Annotated in this window: 21 protein-coding genes; 1 reads left to right on the top strand and 20 read right to left on the bottom strand. The window is 44.7% G+C overall.

The window, feature by feature from the left end; all coding sequences use genetic code 11:
* Positions 1-98: 98 nt before the first annotated feature.
* The 17 genes from ACHHZ6_RS24265 to ACHHZ6_RS24185 all read right to left on the bottom strand — a co-directional run bounded on the left by ACHHZ6_RS24265 (position 99) and on the right by ACHHZ6_RS24185 (position 11,872).
* On the bottom strand, positions 99-491 hold the full coding sequence (locus tag ACHHZ6_RS24265) for a hypothetical protein (protein ID WP_032951328.1): 393 nt from the start codon (positions 489-491) through the stop codon (positions 99-101).
* A 14-nt stretch (positions 492-505) separates the two neighbouring features.
* The gene (locus ACHHZ6_RS24260) at positions 506-1,261 is read right to left on the bottom strand and encodes a hypothetical protein (protein ID WP_009654999.1); all 756 of its coding nucleotides are present in this window, start codon (positions 1,259-1,261) and stop codon (positions 506-508) included.
* 153 nt (positions 1,262-1,414) lie between these two features.
* On the bottom strand, positions 1,415-3,124 hold the full coding sequence (locus ACHHZ6_RS24255; RefSeq protein ID WP_007372173.1) for a DUF4942 domain-containing protein: 1,710 nt from the start codon (positions 3,122-3,124) through the stop codon (positions 1,415-1,417).
* 191 nt (positions 3,125-3,315) lie between these two features.
* Complete coding sequence (locus ACHHZ6_RS24250; RefSeq protein WP_032951326.1) at positions 3,316-3,900, bottom strand: hypothetical protein; 585 nt, start codon at positions 3,898-3,900, stop codon at positions 3,316-3,318.
* Positions 3,901-3,951: 51 nt separating this feature from the next.
* Entirely contained in the window at positions 3,952-4,392 is a 441-nt protein-coding gene (locus tag ACHHZ6_RS24245; RefSeq protein WP_223226831.1) for a hypothetical protein, read from the bottom strand.
* On the bottom strand, positions 4,382-4,864 hold the full coding sequence (locus ACHHZ6_RS24240) for a hypothetical protein (protein ID WP_032951323.1): 483 nt from the start codon (positions 4,862-4,864) through the stop codon (positions 4,382-4,384). The genes ACHHZ6_RS24245 and ACHHZ6_RS24240 overlap by 11 nt, the downstream gene beginning before the upstream one ends.
* 97 nt (positions 4,865-4,961) lie before the next feature.
* Positions 4,962-5,390, bottom strand: coding sequence for an HNH endonuclease (locus tag ACHHZ6_RS24235; protein ID WP_032951321.1), 429 nt, complete (start codon positions 5,388-5,390; stop codon positions 4,962-4,964).
* A gap of 18 nt (positions 5,391-5,408) precedes the next feature.
* Positions 5,409-6,011: a hypothetical protein gene (locus ACHHZ6_RS24230; RefSeq protein WP_223226832.1), complete on the bottom strand. Its 603-nt coding sequence runs from the start codon at positions 6,009-6,011 to the stop codon at positions 5,409-5,411.
* The gene (locus tag ACHHZ6_RS24225) at positions 6,008-6,886 is read right to left on the bottom strand and encodes a hypothetical protein (RefSeq protein ID WP_009654998.1); all 879 of its coding nucleotides are present in this window, start codon (positions 6,884-6,886) and stop codon (positions 6,008-6,010) included. The genes ACHHZ6_RS24230 and ACHHZ6_RS24225 overlap by 4 nt, the downstream gene beginning before the upstream one ends.
* A gap of 11 nt (positions 6,887-6,897) precedes the next feature.
* Positions 6,898-7,881, bottom strand: a complete 984-nt coding sequence (gene rdgC / locus ACHHZ6_RS24220; protein WP_007372167.1) for a recombination-associated protein RdgC — start codon at positions 7,879-7,881, stop codon at positions 6,898-6,900.
* Positions 7,868-8,098, bottom strand: coding sequence for a hypothetical protein (locus ACHHZ6_RS24215; RefSeq protein WP_007372166.1), 231 nt, complete (start codon positions 8,096-8,098; stop codon positions 7,868-7,870). The genes rdgC and ACHHZ6_RS24215 overlap by 14 nt, the downstream gene beginning before the upstream one ends.
* The gene (locus ACHHZ6_RS24210; protein WP_007372165.1) at positions 8,095-8,916 is read right to left on the bottom strand and encodes a Dam family site-specific DNA-(adenine-N6)-methyltransferase; all 822 of its coding nucleotides are present in this window, start codon (positions 8,914-8,916) and stop codon (positions 8,095-8,097) included. Before ACHHZ6_RS24210 ends, ACHHZ6_RS24215 begins: the two co-directional genes overlap by 4 nt.
* A gap of 150 nt (positions 8,917-9,066) precedes the next feature.
* A complete protein-coding gene (gene dnaN, locus ACHHZ6_RS24205) occupies positions 9,067-10,335 on the bottom strand; it encodes a DNA polymerase III subunit beta (RefSeq protein WP_223307982.1) in 1,269 nt (422 codons plus the stop codon).
* An 87-nt stretch (positions 10,336-10,422) separates the two neighbouring features.
* Positions 10,423-10,722, bottom strand: coding sequence for a hypothetical protein (locus ACHHZ6_RS24200; protein ID WP_009653866.1), 300 nt, complete (start codon positions 10,720-10,722; stop codon positions 10,423-10,425).
* Between the two features lie 13 nt (positions 10,723-10,735).
* Entirely contained in the window at positions 10,736-11,080 is a 345-nt protein-coding gene (locus tag ACHHZ6_RS24195; RefSeq protein WP_032951317.1) for a hypothetical protein, read from the bottom strand.
* Entirely contained in the window at positions 11,070-11,354 is a 285-nt protein-coding gene (locus tag ACHHZ6_RS24190) for a hypothetical protein (protein WP_223226827.1), read from the bottom strand. Before ACHHZ6_RS24190 ends, ACHHZ6_RS24195 begins: the two co-directional genes overlap by 11 nt.
* A 104-nt stretch (positions 11,355-11,458) precedes the next feature.
* On the bottom strand, positions 11,459-11,872 hold the full coding sequence (locus tag ACHHZ6_RS24185) for a hypothetical protein (RefSeq protein ID WP_007372162.1): 414 nt from the start codon (positions 11,870-11,872) through the stop codon (positions 11,459-11,461).
* A 133-nt stretch (positions 11,873-12,005) separates the two neighbouring features.
* Between ACHHZ6_RS24185 and ACHHZ6_RS24180 the strand changes: the two genes are divergently transcribed.
* On the top strand, positions 12,006-12,353 hold the full coding sequence (locus ACHHZ6_RS24180) for a hypothetical protein (RefSeq protein ID WP_127649446.1): 348 nt from the start codon (positions 12,006-12,008) through the stop codon (positions 12,351-12,353).
* A 17-nt stretch (positions 12,354-12,370) separates the two neighbouring features.
* Here ACHHZ6_RS24180 and ACHHZ6_RS24175 read toward each other — a convergent pair whose 3' ends face one another.
* From ACHHZ6_RS24175 to ACHHZ6_RS24165, 3 genes are all read right to left on the bottom strand, one after another.
* The gene (locus tag ACHHZ6_RS24175) at positions 12,371-12,685 is read right to left on the bottom strand and encodes a hypothetical protein (protein WP_127649449.1); all 315 of its coding nucleotides are present in this window, start codon (positions 12,683-12,685) and stop codon (positions 12,371-12,373) included.
* Positions 12,686-12,712: 27 nt separating this feature from the next.
* Positions 12,713-13,393, bottom strand: a complete 681-nt coding sequence (locus tag ACHHZ6_RS24170) for a hypothetical protein (protein WP_007372161.1) — start codon at positions 13,391-13,393, stop codon at positions 12,713-12,715.
* 277 nt (positions 13,394-13,670) lie between these two features.
* Positions 13,671-14,024 (bottom strand): hypothetical protein, encoded by a 354-nt coding sequence (locus tag ACHHZ6_RS24165; RefSeq protein ID WP_154050669.1) that lies wholly within the window; start codon positions 14,022-14,024, stop codon positions 13,671-13,673.
* Between the last annotated feature and the right edge of the window lie 206 nt (positions 14,025-14,230).

Genomic DNA, 14,230 nt, shown 5'->3' with positions numbered 1-14,230 from the left:
TGACGGCGCTTAGTGCTGAATTCACTATCGGCGAAGGTGAGTTGATGGCTCATGATGTCCCTCTGGGATGCGCTCCGGATGAATATGATGATCTCATATCAGGAACTTGTTCGCACCTTCCCTAGCTGAGCGCATTTTGCAACGCGGACTGAGTGGTCAAGGTTGACCTTGTCGAATTCAGCCTTCAGTTGCTCATCTGGCTTAGCTTCGTTAACAGTTACCAGAATCCGACTAGCATACTCGCTACCCTTGGCTTGATTGCCTACCATCTTACCCAGTACACGGCCAGCTTTTGATTTCGCTTCAGTCAAACGTTCCTCGCCATTTTCGAGGTAGTCTTTACATGCGATAACAGCAGCAATCTCGGAAGCATGAACTTTCATCACGTCATTCAGTTCGTCACGAGATGGAGAGCTTTCCGCTGATATTGCGAAACTTGATGCATTAATTGCAAATAAACAAACAACCGCATTTAATATTATTTTTCTCATCACAGGTTTCCTTTTTATTGGTTACGAGGCAATGCTGCTTCAGACAGCTGGTAATTCAATATTGATAAGTAGGCCAGAGGTATAGTTGCTGCCGGGATTAACCATTCATACCTGAGCGAAAAGTATGACCACGAAAGTAAAACAACACCAGAGATAGCTGAAAATGCGAACAACGGCCCAATATTCATAAAAGTACTTTTACAAATGACTGGTATACTTTTCAGCAGAGAACCTTTACACCGCGTAACTGTTGGTATGAATAAAACGAGCATTGGCGTAGCGATAAATACGCTCAAAGTGGCAAGGGCGTACATATTGAAATACACTATTAGGTTGGAGTAAGCCAGACTAATGCTTGTTAATGTTGGTTGTTTATATTCAACATGGTTGGTTTCACCCGCAACCGCTGAAGCAATCATAAATTTGACTAACCACAATATTACGATCATTAGTACGGTCAGGAATAATGCATAAACTAACACAACGATAAAGTTGCGTAGTTCTTCCCAGATATTCAATCTTAGCTCTGAGCTTTGATATCGGCATAAGATAGCCGTAAGGTAGAGGGTGAGTACAACTGGCTGTAAGATAAAAAATGCAAGCCCCTCCATTGTCACATTTTTCATGATGAGTGTCAGGAGTCCACCACCAGCAATTATCGGCAAGAATATTGCCAAAATACCATGAAGAGATGCCATTGTTTTCATGGAGGACAACATTATTTGTTTGGTATCTTCGAAAGATAATTTATTGATGAGAAATGCTGACATTGTGTTTCCTCTTCATGTAGTTGGCTCAATTGTCGCATGTTGAAAAATTTGAATAGCATTTAACATCGACAAACTGACGGCTTTTTCTCTATCTCATTTTTTCTGTTCAGTTACGGGTGACGAAATTAACTCGACCAGCTCTTCCTTTCCCCACTATTCATGGGCATCAACGGAGAAAAGTTTTATGGATTCTGCGGTTCCTTCAAAGGCGTTGTCATAGCAACCCAGAATATTGATGTCGTAACCGGGCCCAGCTTCTCGGGTTAAAAGATGCTCCTTTGCGCTCCCTGGCAGTATTGCTATCAAGCGTCCTCCCGGTTTCAGGAATCTCATCGCATGTTGAAAATGTGCAATCCAGCGTGAGTCACTAAATGGAGGATTCATCAGAATTCTTTCAAACAAGCCGGTATTTTCAGGCTTGACCAATAGAAAATCATTAAGGGTGACGTTCCAGCGCAGGCCAGTAATTGCAACAGCTGCGGGGTGTATATCAAAACCAGTAACATCCACCCCCTCTGGTAACCCTTTCAGTAGCGCACCAAGACCGATATTCGGTTCCAGCAAACGCATACCTGAAGCCACCATACATTCATCAATTGCTCGTTTCTGGAGTTCTCCGACCGTTGCATAGAACTGGTGCGTATAGCGGTCAGGTATAGAACCATGTAATGCCAGAAGTTTGAATGCTTCAACGGGGCTAAAGTCAAAGTCATATACTTCTCTATATCTTCTGACAGCACCCAATGACTCCCATATGTTCACCAGTTCTTTTTTCTCACTAACAGACTGGTTGTCCCGCAGGATAAAAGTGTGCGGCCCCGGTGACAGGTGTTTGCCCGCGTTCAAATGGTCAGTGGCATATGATATTAAGGAGTTAACAGCAGAGAATGATATCAACTGCGACCGATATTCATTGGTTTTTACAGTTCTTGCGGAGTTATGGCCGGTGGTGTATCGGCGATCGAGAGGAATGCAGCCTGGCATTAAATGGGATAGTACCAGATTGAGATTGTCACAAGTTTCCTCCTCAATCAGGATATGCACATTGCCGTTAATAAACCCCTTCACTTTAAGACTATCGTTATCAATACTTACCCATTCGCCAGGGTTACTCATCATGTACTCTTTGACCGCAGCCGAATTCACATCCTCAGCACCGCTTCGTCCATACATCAGTCCAATAACCTTACGAAGGTCATTAAAATAGTTGAGATAGTCATAGGATCTGCGGTTATCTCTACTTGGTAAGCAGCTGGCTATGATGAGTTTGTTGCTGAAGCCCTGGGCACGGTTAGTCTTATGCAGAGCGGAGAGCTTTTCAAACACACCATGAACCATCTGGGCGAAGTAGTCTTTTTTCTCTTCATTCAATGCGAATGCGGTAGAAAAGATACTTTCTTCGTTGAAGGGTACAGGCTTAAGCTTCTCAAAATTTGATTCTGATGATTTTCGCCATGCCCTCAATCCTTCGTTCCAGTCATCGTATCTTTCGGTGGGCATAAATGGTTTTACGCCGGTCAGATCGAGCAGCTTTTGCCAGTACTTTTCATCGAGAGCACAGCGGGCCCGTTCTATACAGAACAAATTTTCTACAGCCAGCGTATATTTGATGGAATTGTCACAAGAATCACAGAACATGCGCCATGCTTCATCATGCCGGTTCCGCATCACTGCATCATACATGGCCTGCATGTGCTTCAGTGTTGTGTTGTATTCCACCAGCAGATCGCGCATGGCATTTAGTTTTTGAAAGCCGTCATGTTCAATGAGGCCACTTTGACTGTCTACGGGATTAGCATAAAGGCTGAGGACGTCTGATTCATTTTCATCGTTATTCGCTAATACAGCTGTCGGTAGGTTCATCAGATTTCTCCAAATAGAGAAATTATGAGACAGGTATGGCAGGTGACGAAGCAAATCGACGAACTACATAAGCCGGGATATTTGGGGATACCGTGAAGTACATAGCACGGCGGAAGTCCAAAAAAAGAGACCCCAGTAAGGGGTCTTAAATGAGGTATATATAACTATCAGATCACAGAGCCCGAAGCAGACTACTCAACGTCCTGAATTTCAGGAAGCTTCAACCCTTTCGGATAGAAGATTGTATGAACAGTCAGGTCAGCCAGGAACGTAGATTTGATAATTAATTTTATTATAGGGTTAATACTATCCCAAGAATCGGGCGAATTCCAGATAGTGGCATCACAGCTTTCAGGATACTGGTTAACTCCAGGAGCATGGCCAGCCGTGCAGCGCATTGGGTCGGTTGATTCATGCTCGCATTTAGGGCAAATATAGCGCCGCAGCTGGTGTTCACCTAGGTCTTGGTCAAAATCGTGAGGAGTTTCCCAGCAATGAACATCTTCAAGCTCAGGTAGCCTGGACGGAGTGTAAAAAGCCCACGGCACTTCCGTACCTCGCAGTACCTCAAGTGCGTGTATCACCCGCTCAGGCTCGATTTTAAGCACGTCACTGTATGCTTCTATTCGATCACGTAACAGGCTGGCCATTACAGAGATTGTATGGATATCGATACCGGCTGCTTGAGCGTCCCTTTCCAGCTGCTCAATAACGACATCAATACTTGCTGGTGGTGCAGACATAAATAACTGCGTTGCGGCTTCTTGTCGTGACATATACGAAGGTTCCTTCGGTTACCGGTGACAGTAACCGATATTTTCCCCTCGCTACAGCTGGTCACGAATTTTTTCAGCTTGTACATCGGATACCAGAACACAATCACCTGTTGCAGAATTACAAACGTAATATTTTCCGTCCTGATGCTGCTGTAATTTCAGTTTTGTACCCGTAAGTGACACTGTAACGCCACTTGCTTCAAACTGCCCTTTGTTGGTGATGAAAAAGTTGTTTTTTGCGAGGGTTCCGGCTTTCAAATCAACGCCTCTGATCACTTCACCCAGGTCCCATTCGTTCATTACTGAGCGTTGTTTATGGATCAAGGAGCCAAGACAGACAAACACCACGACACTGATTGCAGCAAGACCCATAAGGTTTTTAAACGAATGGTGGGCTTTCAGGTCAAGCGTCTTCGCTTCTACCAGCTGCTCGGACGTTAACTGGACAGCTCGATTGTTACGCGAAGGACGTTTACGTTGGTTAGCAGTCATGGTTCACCTCTGTTTGAAGGAGAGATAATTTTAAACCTGCCAGTATATAAGCGATCTGAATTGGGTGAAGCGAATCATCAATGCTCATGGCCAGTCTACCCTTCTGATTGGTATCTACGGCTTTGCTGCCTCGGTACTGGTATCCATATCTCTTCCTGGCAAGTTCCAGGCCAGCCAGCATGTACTGGACTTGCTGTAACGATAATGAATCAATTTGCAGAGACTTGAGCCTGTTTTTTTGCTGGCACAGACCAAATAACTCCCTCGACTCGAAATCGTCGGGGTAAGAGTGTAGTAACCCATCAACTGAGCAGGCATTCAACTTATCGAATTCACGTTCAATACCCTCGACCGAGAAATGTCGGTCTCGAACGGACTCGACTCTACATTTGCTGAGCTGGCCATCTGGTGTGGCTACAAATATAGTTGCGCCTTCGGTCAGGTCTCCAGTCCAGTTTGTATGATTAGTCATATACGCTCCGTAATGGGCCTACTAAACAATATTATCACGGCTGAATATTTGACGAAGCAGTGCGCGATACGCGCCATGATAATGTTAAATTAGTCGTTTATTTGATAGCACCATTTTTCTCTGAATACTGTTCAAACCAGAAAACAATGGGTTTCTCTACAATGCTTATCTGGCCGAATCTTTCTGCCGTTCTGAAATTCATACTACTCTTCCGTGCCCTTTCAACCTGTAAACTTATTTGTTTGCGGAACATTTCCAGTGAATATGTTGTTTTGAGCAGATTGCAGGGCGCACAGGCTGGGAAAAGATTTTCTAAGCAGTTGGCACTTTCATTAAACACTTCACCGGTAGCCTTAAGCTTAAATTTCCCTCTGGCCGCAGCTTGCATATCCTGGACGGATTTCCTTAGCACAGGTTCTACGTGATCAGCGTGCCAACCTTTTTCTTTCAGTACCTCGCCACAATATGCACATCGACCACCAAATTTAGCCCTCAGTACTATTCTTTGTTTTTTTGACAGAGACATAATAAATTCCTTGTGGAACTAAGAGAATCGGCCATCGTCTATTGATTCAGCGATGTTGACTGCCAGGGCGTTATCGTCCAAGCCTGACAACGTTTCATAGCGAAAGACAGGAATGTGAGTTCTTTTAAAAAGGGCAATAATGAACTCTCCTTCAGGCTGAGCGCTGATAGCATCTTCATTGATCATTGCTAGCACTAGTTCCCCGGTATGCGCATCGGAGAGAACAAAATCGAACACGAATTCATCTGCGTACTGTTGCGCCTGAAGTACGTCAACCGGGGCAACCGGTTCATCTTCGAGCTCCAGCTCTACTAAGTCCCGGGCAAGCACCTGGGGTGCGATAATGTACTGACCATTGAACACCGCACTCAAGCGCACATAAAGATCCATCAGGACTTTTGGCAATATCGAATTTTTTTTGATGAAGTACTCGCTCAACCCATCAAGTGCGGCGTTCTCGTCGGCATCGGCATTAATATCTGCCTGCTGATCATGCTCGTCCAAAGGTTGCTGAGTTTGTTGTTGTTCTCGTTTTGTTCGACTCGCGTAGATAAGTATGAAAGCTGCAAAGCACACAAATGTCAGAAATATTGCGAGAGCGATTATATATTTTAGAGTCATGGGTTCATTCCTATAGTCTGGAGATACTCAGGCTCCTTGAACTTCATATTTTCGGGTATATGCCGCATCACCTTTTTGATGTATGGTTGTTCAATTCTCTTAAGCGTATCTAATTGAGATTGATAATCCTTAGTTCTCAAATCATGCTCAGCACCCAGTTGTCCTAATAACGTCTGAAGTTTCTTTAAGGCTTTGCTGCACTGCACTTCGGCATTATCCAGCTTTTCAATATTTAACCAGGAGAGAATATCGATAACAGGATTTATAGTCAGATCGACAAACAGATCAAGCGTGTCATCTGGTAAATTTGAATCAATAGGTGATTGCCGGGCAGGCATTTCATCTGCTAATCGCTTAAGCGCACCCATAGCTCTCTTTAACGAACTACTCGCAGAGGATGTGTCTATTGCTGAAAGTATGGATATTGCTTTACTGGTAGTAACCATATCCAGAAATTCAGTTGTGGAAGCACTATTACATTCATCCTTTGCTGTTTTTAATAGTTCACGGGCATTTTCTGCAAGTTTGAGTCGTCTGCCTGACTCGTTATATTTTATCTGAGCTTCTTTCCAGCAGTTGACTAGATGCTGATAAATCTCACAATCTGGTGATTTCGAAATTTCTTCCAACGAGGACATAACTACGTATTGAAGAAAGATGCTCCTGCATTTTGGCAGCAGCAGGTTAAGATGCAATTCACATTCGTTCAGCTTTTTTCGCGCCGGTGTCTCTCTGAAGAGACCAATAAATAGCGCCCACAATGAAAACTGACGATCTCTTGTCTCTTTAACCAACTCTTTAACTGCCAGGGCTCGGGCAATGTTAGCATTTTCAACCTGGCGTGATAACTCTTGGAGTTCTGTAGCTGTAATCATCTCTCAGCCCTTTAATGGAAGGTTTTTTCTGGTTGTTTGGCTTCTGCCGCGACACCTTGTTGTTCGTCTGACGGCGTTGTGATGAGTCCTGGGCTTTCACCCCCGAGGGCTTTTATCATTGTGTCCAGAACCTCCATAACAACAGAGGTAAACAAAACGAAATCGGCATCAAATCTTTGGGCGTGATCTTCTGGCGAAATGTCATCGTTCTGTTCAATAAGTTCTTCCGTAAAGGTCAGTCGTGAAAAGATGAAATTGTCATTCAGGATGAAAAACATCTGGTTCATCCAGCCCAGTGCAACCTTTGTCACAAGCTTTCCGGCCTCGATGTGATGAGCGATCTCATCACATATCAAATCCTGGCGTTTTGTTGTAACGACCCCCCCGTTTTCGAGCACATCTTTGAGCGTGGCTTCGTCGCATAAAGCTAGGCCAGGCGGCAGACTTCCTGTTTTGACCCACTCTGTTAACGTCAGTTCTACCGGCGTTTCCAGCGTGAATGGGATAATTGGAAGTGAGCCAATAGTTTTACGTAGCAAAGCTGTTACATCATCTGCTTTTTTATGGCTGGTGGTCTCAACAAGCAGTAGACGTGATTTAGTATCCACCCAAATGTTTGTAGTGCTGTATTTGCTGAAAGCCTTTGGTATGAGCTCAGCGAGCACGGCATCGTTGACGGCCTGGATCTCCATTTTCTTTAGCCTGCGGTTTTGCTCTTTCTCCAGTTTCTGAACCCGGGTTCGCACAATTTCTTTGATGGTCGCGGGAGGAAGTATTTTCGATTCGTGCTTAACAGTCAGAAGAATGAGATTATTCGACTCATGCTTTAACAGCTCGACATCTTCACCCAATGGCGGGATCCATCCTGACCGTGCCATATCATTAGGCCCGCAGGGAGTGTATTTCAACTCACTTAACTGTTCATCCAGCTTGTCTAATTCCAGAGCTTTTTGGATGCGGTAGACTACAAGGCTTTTGGGTTTAAATTGGCTCATCGTGGCCCTCAGCTGTTGCTTGATTAATTTTAATAAGGTCAGAGACACGCTCGCGGATCACGACACACTCCCAGTAAGTTAGAGGCTTAGAGCTCAGCACTTGTTTAAACTGCGCCACGGCAATATCAGGTGCTGTCCGATATTGTTCGGCGATATCCTGACAAAATTTCTCAGTCTCTGGGTTATGCAGCTTTTCAGAACAATGGAAGCGTTTCATGCCGCAGCTCCCTTTTTCGAGTTATCCGCTAATTTGACCGCGAAGATTTCTGAAGCTTTTTTCCCATCCCCGCTGCCTTTAAATATGCTTCTCCGGGCAGTCACACCATGAATAGCGAAGGCTTGATAAAGCTCACGAATATCAGGCGCATCGTGGCATGATGCGATGACATGAACCCCGCGTTCAGGCAGCAACTGGAGCAGTTTGGTAAGCTCAATCTGCATAGCGGGTGTAAAACCGCTGGCATGGTAAGCCGTGAATCTGCCGGGATTAACATATGGTGGGTCGCAATACACCACATCACCCGGGCGGGCCATTGATAGCGTGGTCTGGAAGCTGGCGCAAAGTAAAGTTGCTGAGGACATTTTCTCAGCCATTGCGTATAACTCTGTCTCTGGGAGATAGGGGTTGGCGTAATAACCCCAGGGGACGTTAAAGATGCCTTTCCGGTTGTATCGGCATAGTCCGCGATGGCCAAACCTATTCAGATAGATAAACAGAGCAGCTTGAGTGTCACTTGCACTATCATGATTATTGAACTGGCTTCGCAGCTCATAATAGGCGTCCTCAGAACGCCCGAGACAGTAAAGGCGTTTAAGCTCAGAAAGTACCTTTTCAGGCGACTTAAAAATACTCTGGTATGTATCGATCAGGTCGCTATTAATATCGGCCAAAATGTATTCTGGGTAATTCGTATTCATCATTACAGCGCCTGAACCGCCAAAGGGCTCAATAAGCCGACCACCTTTCGGTAGTACATGCTTAAGACTTGCCATAATGTTGTGTTTGGCTCCTACCCACTTCAGAACGCTTTTCATTTCATTCTGGCTCCAGAATATTAGGACGCAGTGATCGCGACCAATGGGAGCGAGATGGCATATAGCCATCCCGTCAGGAAGCTTGTTTTAACGTTATCACGCCCATGAAATTGGCTATTTCGAAAAGGCCGACAAAACGAGAGCGTTTTGTCAGACACGGACAGGCATGATGATGTCGTAATTGTTTTTGTTTACTGAAATCAATATGCCGGTCGTTGTATCACGCAAAGCAATCTGTGCGGCTTCTCCTTCTTCCGAACACGCCCCCAGGCTTGCCAGTGATTCCAGGAGGTAATCGGCATTCATACCGATATCAACAATTGTTTCGGGCTCGCCTGCCTCTTTCGCAATGTCCATCACCTCTTTGCAACTGATTGCATTTGAGCCGGGCGACTTAAGCTGTAGGGCGTTGTCTTTGAATGACATCACACAAACACTGGTGTTGTTTGGCGAGCCCTCTTTAAGCAATGGGGTTGCGCGTTTTAGTGCGGTGGTGAGTTCAGAAGGATCAACCTTAAACAGTTCAGTATTTTTGGCTACCGTGCTGGCCACGCGCTTCCAGTCCGGGTAACGGCCATCGACAAGATTTGAAATGACTGTATGGCTTCCGAGCGTAAATGTCAGGTTACGGTTGCTGTAGTCAATTTTGAATTGACCCTGGCTACCGCTCAGGATTTTATGGAGCACGGGGAAAACCCCGTTGGGTAAAATCACACCTGCATTCGTGTTACTGATAGAGGTAGGAGCTGTCGGAGATTGAATCTCATCGCCCACGTCATCGCTGAAGTCGATATCATGAGAACTGACGGCCATACGATGTCCATCAGTGGCTACAGCAATAAATTGGCCATTATCGATACCGAGGTAGACCCCATTCATATAAAAGCGGACATCGTTCTGAGCCGCAGCGTGGCTGACACGCTTGATAATCTGACTCAGCATCTGCGTTGGAAAGTAAACGCTGTAATTATGTTCCAGCGTCTCAGCCTGAATTTCGGGTATATGGTCTAAGCAAACCGGGATGTTATAGGAGTTTTTGTCGGTGCGAATGACAAGATGGTTTTTTGCCGCATGGAAGCGGACGTTAATTTCATCTTCGCCGCGCATGTTGCGGATTAAAGAAAAGAGTTGTGTTGCAGGTACTGATACGTCCATATCACCATTGCCCCCCGATACCGTCCCTTTACTGGTAATTTGGGCAGAGTTTAAGTCAATGCCAAGGGCAGAAAGACAATCCCCACGTAACCGCAGCGTGATCATCTCCAGTACTTTCATTGCAGGAGACCGGCGAATAACCATACACGGCATTTCGATAATTTTGAGAAGTGCTTCAGCAGAAATATCAAACCCTGGAAGCTCTTTAAATGATAAGCGTCTTGCCTTTGGTTGAACTGCGTCTATTGTAGATGCGTCTGTCATTTTACTGTCTCCCATAATTATCCGTGTTAAATTAATCGTACCCCCGGTCAATCAAGTGACGAATAGCAAATTATGAAAAAATGAAGTTTATTTGTGGTGACGGCGATAACCTAATTCAAACGCGAACTGCCATTGGTATTCATTTAAAGCACATCCAAGAGATGTGATGGCCTCAACAATTTCCTTTATAATGAGGTTGCCTGAATTCAATCTGTACTCGTAGTACCAACCTATATCAAATGCGATAAGCTGGAGGCGGAAAAGATGGATCTGAGGAACGTAACCAGTAACGCCGCTAAGCGCTTTTATATAAATGAGTTCCCCTTCCATTTCTGATAGAAAAACCATGTCAAGAATATTGGACGCGAAATTCGTCATGGTGAACATAAATTGAGCCTCTTTATTGAGCCTCGCGTAACACATCGGATGCCTTAAAGTAGCCGAGTCGGTGCATCATTTTATTGATCTGACCTACTTTGCCATCAGACCCTTCATACTTACTCAACCGGTGAAGTAAGATACGCATGGACATCAACACACTGTCTGATGCGTTATCACCACGGGTAAGTAGTTTATCAGTACTATCTGAGTATGACCCCGTAAGTGCCGCGCTCACCAAATCACCGGCAATAGCATCCGGGTGGCACAATGCCATCAAACCGATAATCAATGCCTGCCGATTAAGTTCCGTTTCTGTCAGGCCTGTTTTTGAAGTGAGTTCTGCTAGTAAATTATCAGTGCTCATTATCATGCTCCTTTTGCTTATGTTCTCCCGGTTGAATGGCGGAAGAGTCTTTACTACTGCGTGAAAATACATCCGCGACCAGAAATTTAGCTTTCTCTGAAGGACTCATAAATTTCCAGAGTTCATCAGGATATTCATCGTCATGCTTTTCAGATTTTTTCAATCGGGAGATTCCTTTTAATTTTGCAGCCATGCGGCTCCGTCCATACGGACGGATTGGCATTGTAAAATTTTGCTGCGAACTATCAATCAGACCAGTAAAGTGACGACCCATATAAATACCTCTAAGTGCAGTAGTTATTTTTTCCCGATTCAAAGCTCCGCCTTTAACGTCATACTACGGGATAGCATTACTGCAACGAAATATTCAGGGATTGTTTACGGCGTTTTGAAGGTGTTATCCATTACCGTTTTACTTCTCGCTACCCAGTCGTTTGCATCACTGCAATTGATGTTTGACGCTACGACCTGACGGGCGGATGTATAGATTGGACTTGCATAACCACCATTCCCGGCAACTACCAGACGGATACTGTTGAGATATGCGTAAACAGGATCCTGTAGGATTGTAGAATCGATGGATGCCTGCTGTTTACAGCTATCGCTACGCATCTTTACTACATCAGTTGCGACCATGACGCATTCAGGACATTCATTTTTAAGCTGAATGAACTGAGTTGGTGTCTGCCCCGCTGCCGGACTTCCATCTGCTCTAAGAGGAATATTGGCTTCAGCAATATTGATGCAGAAAGTCGATCCCGCAATTAGCGCCAGCAATAATTTCGTTTTCATATAACCTCGCCTTATTTAATTCAGATTTATCGAACTGAGCTTACTGCTTTAAGTGGTGAGTAAGAAAAAAAAAGGGTGACAAAACGGGGGGTGTTTTTTAACCTTAATCATATCCCATATGATTAGGTTGATTATGAACAATGCCAATATGCAGGGAGATGGTACTGAACATCGCCTGGAGCGCTTTTCCCGTATTCAGAAGGATGCGTTGGTACTTCTTCTTTTGTGCAAAGAAAAAGGCACTGCGATAGTGCCATTCACCAGGTTGCTGGGGTTTATTAACTCTGTTCCAGACAGCCAGGATGTAGCTGAGCCCAACCTACGTAAGTCACTCAAAACATTGCAGCAAAATGGCTATGTATGGAAGTACCGGAACAAAAACGATCTTACAGTTTCATTTGAGTTAACTTCATCAGGAGAACTCCAGGCAACTTCATTTCGGGTGCGAAGATTAGAGGCATGGGGCCAGGCAGACGAGTAAAACTCGTCTGCTGGTGGTTACACAGAAAGATACTTTTTACTGATAGTTAAAGCGCTGCGTCGTTTTAATGCAAATGGACGATTATCAGAAAGTCTGGAAGCATTACCGGCGCGAATGAATATGCGTTTCATCCTGCGGTCAAAATGTTCTTCTGACCAGCCGAAGGGATACGTACCCTTAATACCATCTATTGGCCCGGCAAGAATGCGAGCGGTTTCGCTACGAAGAGTACTTCCCCTTAAACCAAATGAGCTAAGTTTATTTCTTATCAGACTTACAGAAAATTTCCTGGGTTTTAAAACACCCTTAATACAGTACAGATGTTTACTCATAGCATTACCCTTTTATTATGGGAACGATTAGCTGCGCTGCATAAAGTCGATGGATTGGCGTTTGTTTTCTTCGATTATCTTCATTGCCTCTTCAAGCCATCCAGCATCTTCACCCCGGCTGGTTAGCTCTTTGTGCTTTAGTTTGAGTGCAAATACTGCGTCATCAGCACCGGCAGTAAACAATTCTTGTCTGACTTGTTGTGTGCTGGTTGTACCATTTATAACACCAACCATATAATTCACGATATCAATAACTTGGGGGAGTAAATCTGGATCCTCATGATTAATCTCCTCGATACTGACAAACGGCAGTAACCGGTCAATCAGCATATGGGCTAGGTTGGTGATATTCAGCAGGAATAGGTTATCGTTCTCGGTGTCGCTTTTGCTTTTTACTTCTGATGCGGTAAACGACTGAACCCGGCGATTGTATTCGCACTGCCACTCCTTACAGGCACTGATCATCCAGTTCTGTATCTCTTCATCAGAAGCGTTGGATGATGGAATGTCCATCGCAGCAGGGAGAACTTGATCCCACGGGTAAACATGAGAATCAATCATCACGCCTTCCGCGTTACGCATTAACTCAGATAAAGCCACTATGATGCGGCGCATCAGATGGTTTTCAGTGAGGAGAGTAAACTCTTGTTTCGATGCACCAACGAGCTCGACGTTGAGTCCTGTCAGCGAGTCGTTAGTGTTTGGCATAGTAACAGGCCTCCTGCCCTAAAAGATGATTATGAACCAGTCCGTGGTCGCAGGGTTTAGTAGTGCCAGTCAGCGTATCCGATTTTACGCTTTCGTCTTGATCACCAGTGTTCACTGAGGGTAGTAAAGTTTTGACGACGTTTTTCATAAAGACCTTATACTGTCATGACAGTCGTATGTAATTTTAGATAAGTTCTATAAGACATCTCAAAAAATAATGGTAATCCGCGAGCAGATTACCATTCAGGCATTCATCAATCATAATATGCTACGGTTATTATTTTATAATACCGCACTGCTTTGCTATCTCGATAACATCGCCATTTTTTATGATGATACCCAGAGTTTGCGCATCCTCAATGTGTCTAGTGGCGCATCCACCGACAGCTTTAACCTGCTCGATGAGACGGTCTGAGGCAGCAGCAGTATACGCCAGTGTACTGTCTGGAGTGTTGAGACTGAACAGATAAAAGCCTGAGACAATTCCCAAAATTACCAGTAGTCCACTTCTGAGTATCGCCGAAAAAAGGGCCGCAACGCAAATTGCACCACCGGCATAAATAGCAGCCTGGCCATATGACATAGACCCATTTTCCAGTATCGTCTGGAGTGCGTTATTGAATTCATTCACGGCAATAATTCCCCATTAGTTATGATACAAATTAAAACAGATATGCTGCTAATCATTAAAAGGCTATCTCAGTTCCATAAGGGAAGGTGCGAACAAGTTCCTGATATGAGATCATCATATTCATCCGGAGCGCATCCCAGAGGGACATCATGAGCCATCAACTCACCTTCGCCGATAGTGAATTCAGCACTAAGCGCCGTCAGACC

This window comes from Enterobacter cloacae complex sp. 2024EL-00214 (assembly GCF_043945575.1).
In the GTDB taxonomy this organism is placed as follows: Bacteria; Pseudomonadota; Gammaproteobacteria; order Enterobacterales; family Enterobacteriaceae; genus Enterobacter; species Enterobacter cloacae_P.
Note: the sequence above shows the minus strand (reverse complement) of the source record. Positions and strands in the feature narration are given on the sequence as shown.

Coding starts and splice junctions, on each gene's coding strand:
- ACHHZ6_RS24250 (WP_032951326.1), bottom strand. CDS start 3,900: ATGTCACGACAAGAAGCCGCAACGCAGTTATTTATGTCTGCACCACCA.
- ACHHZ6_RS24225 (WP_009654998.1), bottom strand. CDS start 6,886: ATGATTACAGCTACAGAACTCCAAGAGTTATCACGCCAGGTTGAAAAT.
- ACHHZ6_RS24175 (WP_127649449.1), bottom strand. CDS start 12,685: ATGAGTAAACATCTGTACTGTATTAAGGGTGTTTTAAAACCCAGGAAA.
- ACHHZ6_RS24170 (WP_007372161.1), bottom strand. CDS start 13,393: ATGCCAAACACTAACGACTCGCTGACAGGACTCAACGTCGAGCTCGTT.
- ACHHZ6_RS24240 (WP_032951323.1), bottom strand. CDS start 4,864: ATGACTAATCATACAAACTGGACTGGAGACCTGACCGAAGGCGCAACT.
- ACHHZ6_RS24195 (WP_032951317.1), bottom strand. CDS start 11,080: ATGAGCACTGATAATTTACTAGCAGAACTCACTTCAAAAACAGGCCTG.
- ACHHZ6_RS24185 (WP_007372162.1), bottom strand. CDS start 11,872: ATGAAAACGAAATTATTGCTGGCGCTAATTGCGGGATCGACTTTCTGC.
- ACHHZ6_RS24200 (WP_009653866.1), bottom strand. CDS start 10,722: ATGTTCACCATGACGAATTTCGCGTCCAATATTCTTGACATGGTTTTT.
- ACHHZ6_RS24265 (WP_032951328.1), bottom strand. CDS start 491: ATGAGAAAAATAATATTAAATGCGGTTGTTTGTTTATTTGCAATTAAT.
- ACHHZ6_RS24255 (WP_007372173.1), bottom strand. CDS start 3,124: ATGAACCTACCGACAGCTGTATTAGCGAATAACGATGAAAATGAATCA.
- ACHHZ6_RS24245 (WP_223226831.1), bottom strand. CDS start 4,392: ATGACTGCTAACCAACGTAAACGTCCTTCGCGTAACAATCGAGCTGTC.
- ACHHZ6_RS24235 (WP_032951321.1), bottom strand. CDS start 5,390: ATGTCTCTGTCAAAAAAACAAAGAATAGTACTGAGGGCTAAATTTGGT.
- ACHHZ6_RS24210 (WP_007372165.1), bottom strand. CDS start 8,916: ATGAAAAGCGTTCTGAAGTGGGTAGGAGCCAAACACAACATTATGGCA.
- ACHHZ6_RS24190 (WP_223226827.1), bottom strand. CDS start 11,354: ATGGGTCGTCACTTTACTGGTCTGATTGATAGTTCGCAGCAAAATTTT.
- dnaN (WP_223307982.1), bottom strand. CDS start 10,335: ATGACAGACGCATCTACAATAGACGCAGTTCAACCAAAGGCAAGACGC.
- ACHHZ6_RS24230 (WP_223226832.1), bottom strand. CDS start 6,011: ATGACTCTAAAATATATAATCGCTCTCGCAATATTTCTGACATTTGTG.
- rdgC (WP_007372167.1), bottom strand. CDS start 7,881: ATGAGCCAATTTAAACCCAAAAGCCTTGTAGTCTACCGCATCCAAAAA.
- ACHHZ6_RS24215 (WP_007372166.1), bottom strand. CDS start 8,098: ATGAAACGCTTCCATTGTTCTGAAAAGCTGCATAACCCAGAGACTGAG.
- ACHHZ6_RS24180 (WP_127649446.1), top strand. CDS start 12,006: ATGAACAATGCCAATATGCAGGGAGATGGTACTGAACATCGCCTGGAG.
- ACHHZ6_RS24260 (WP_009654999.1), bottom strand. CDS start 1,261: ATGTCAGCATTTCTCATCAATAAATTATCTTTCGAAGATACCAAACAA.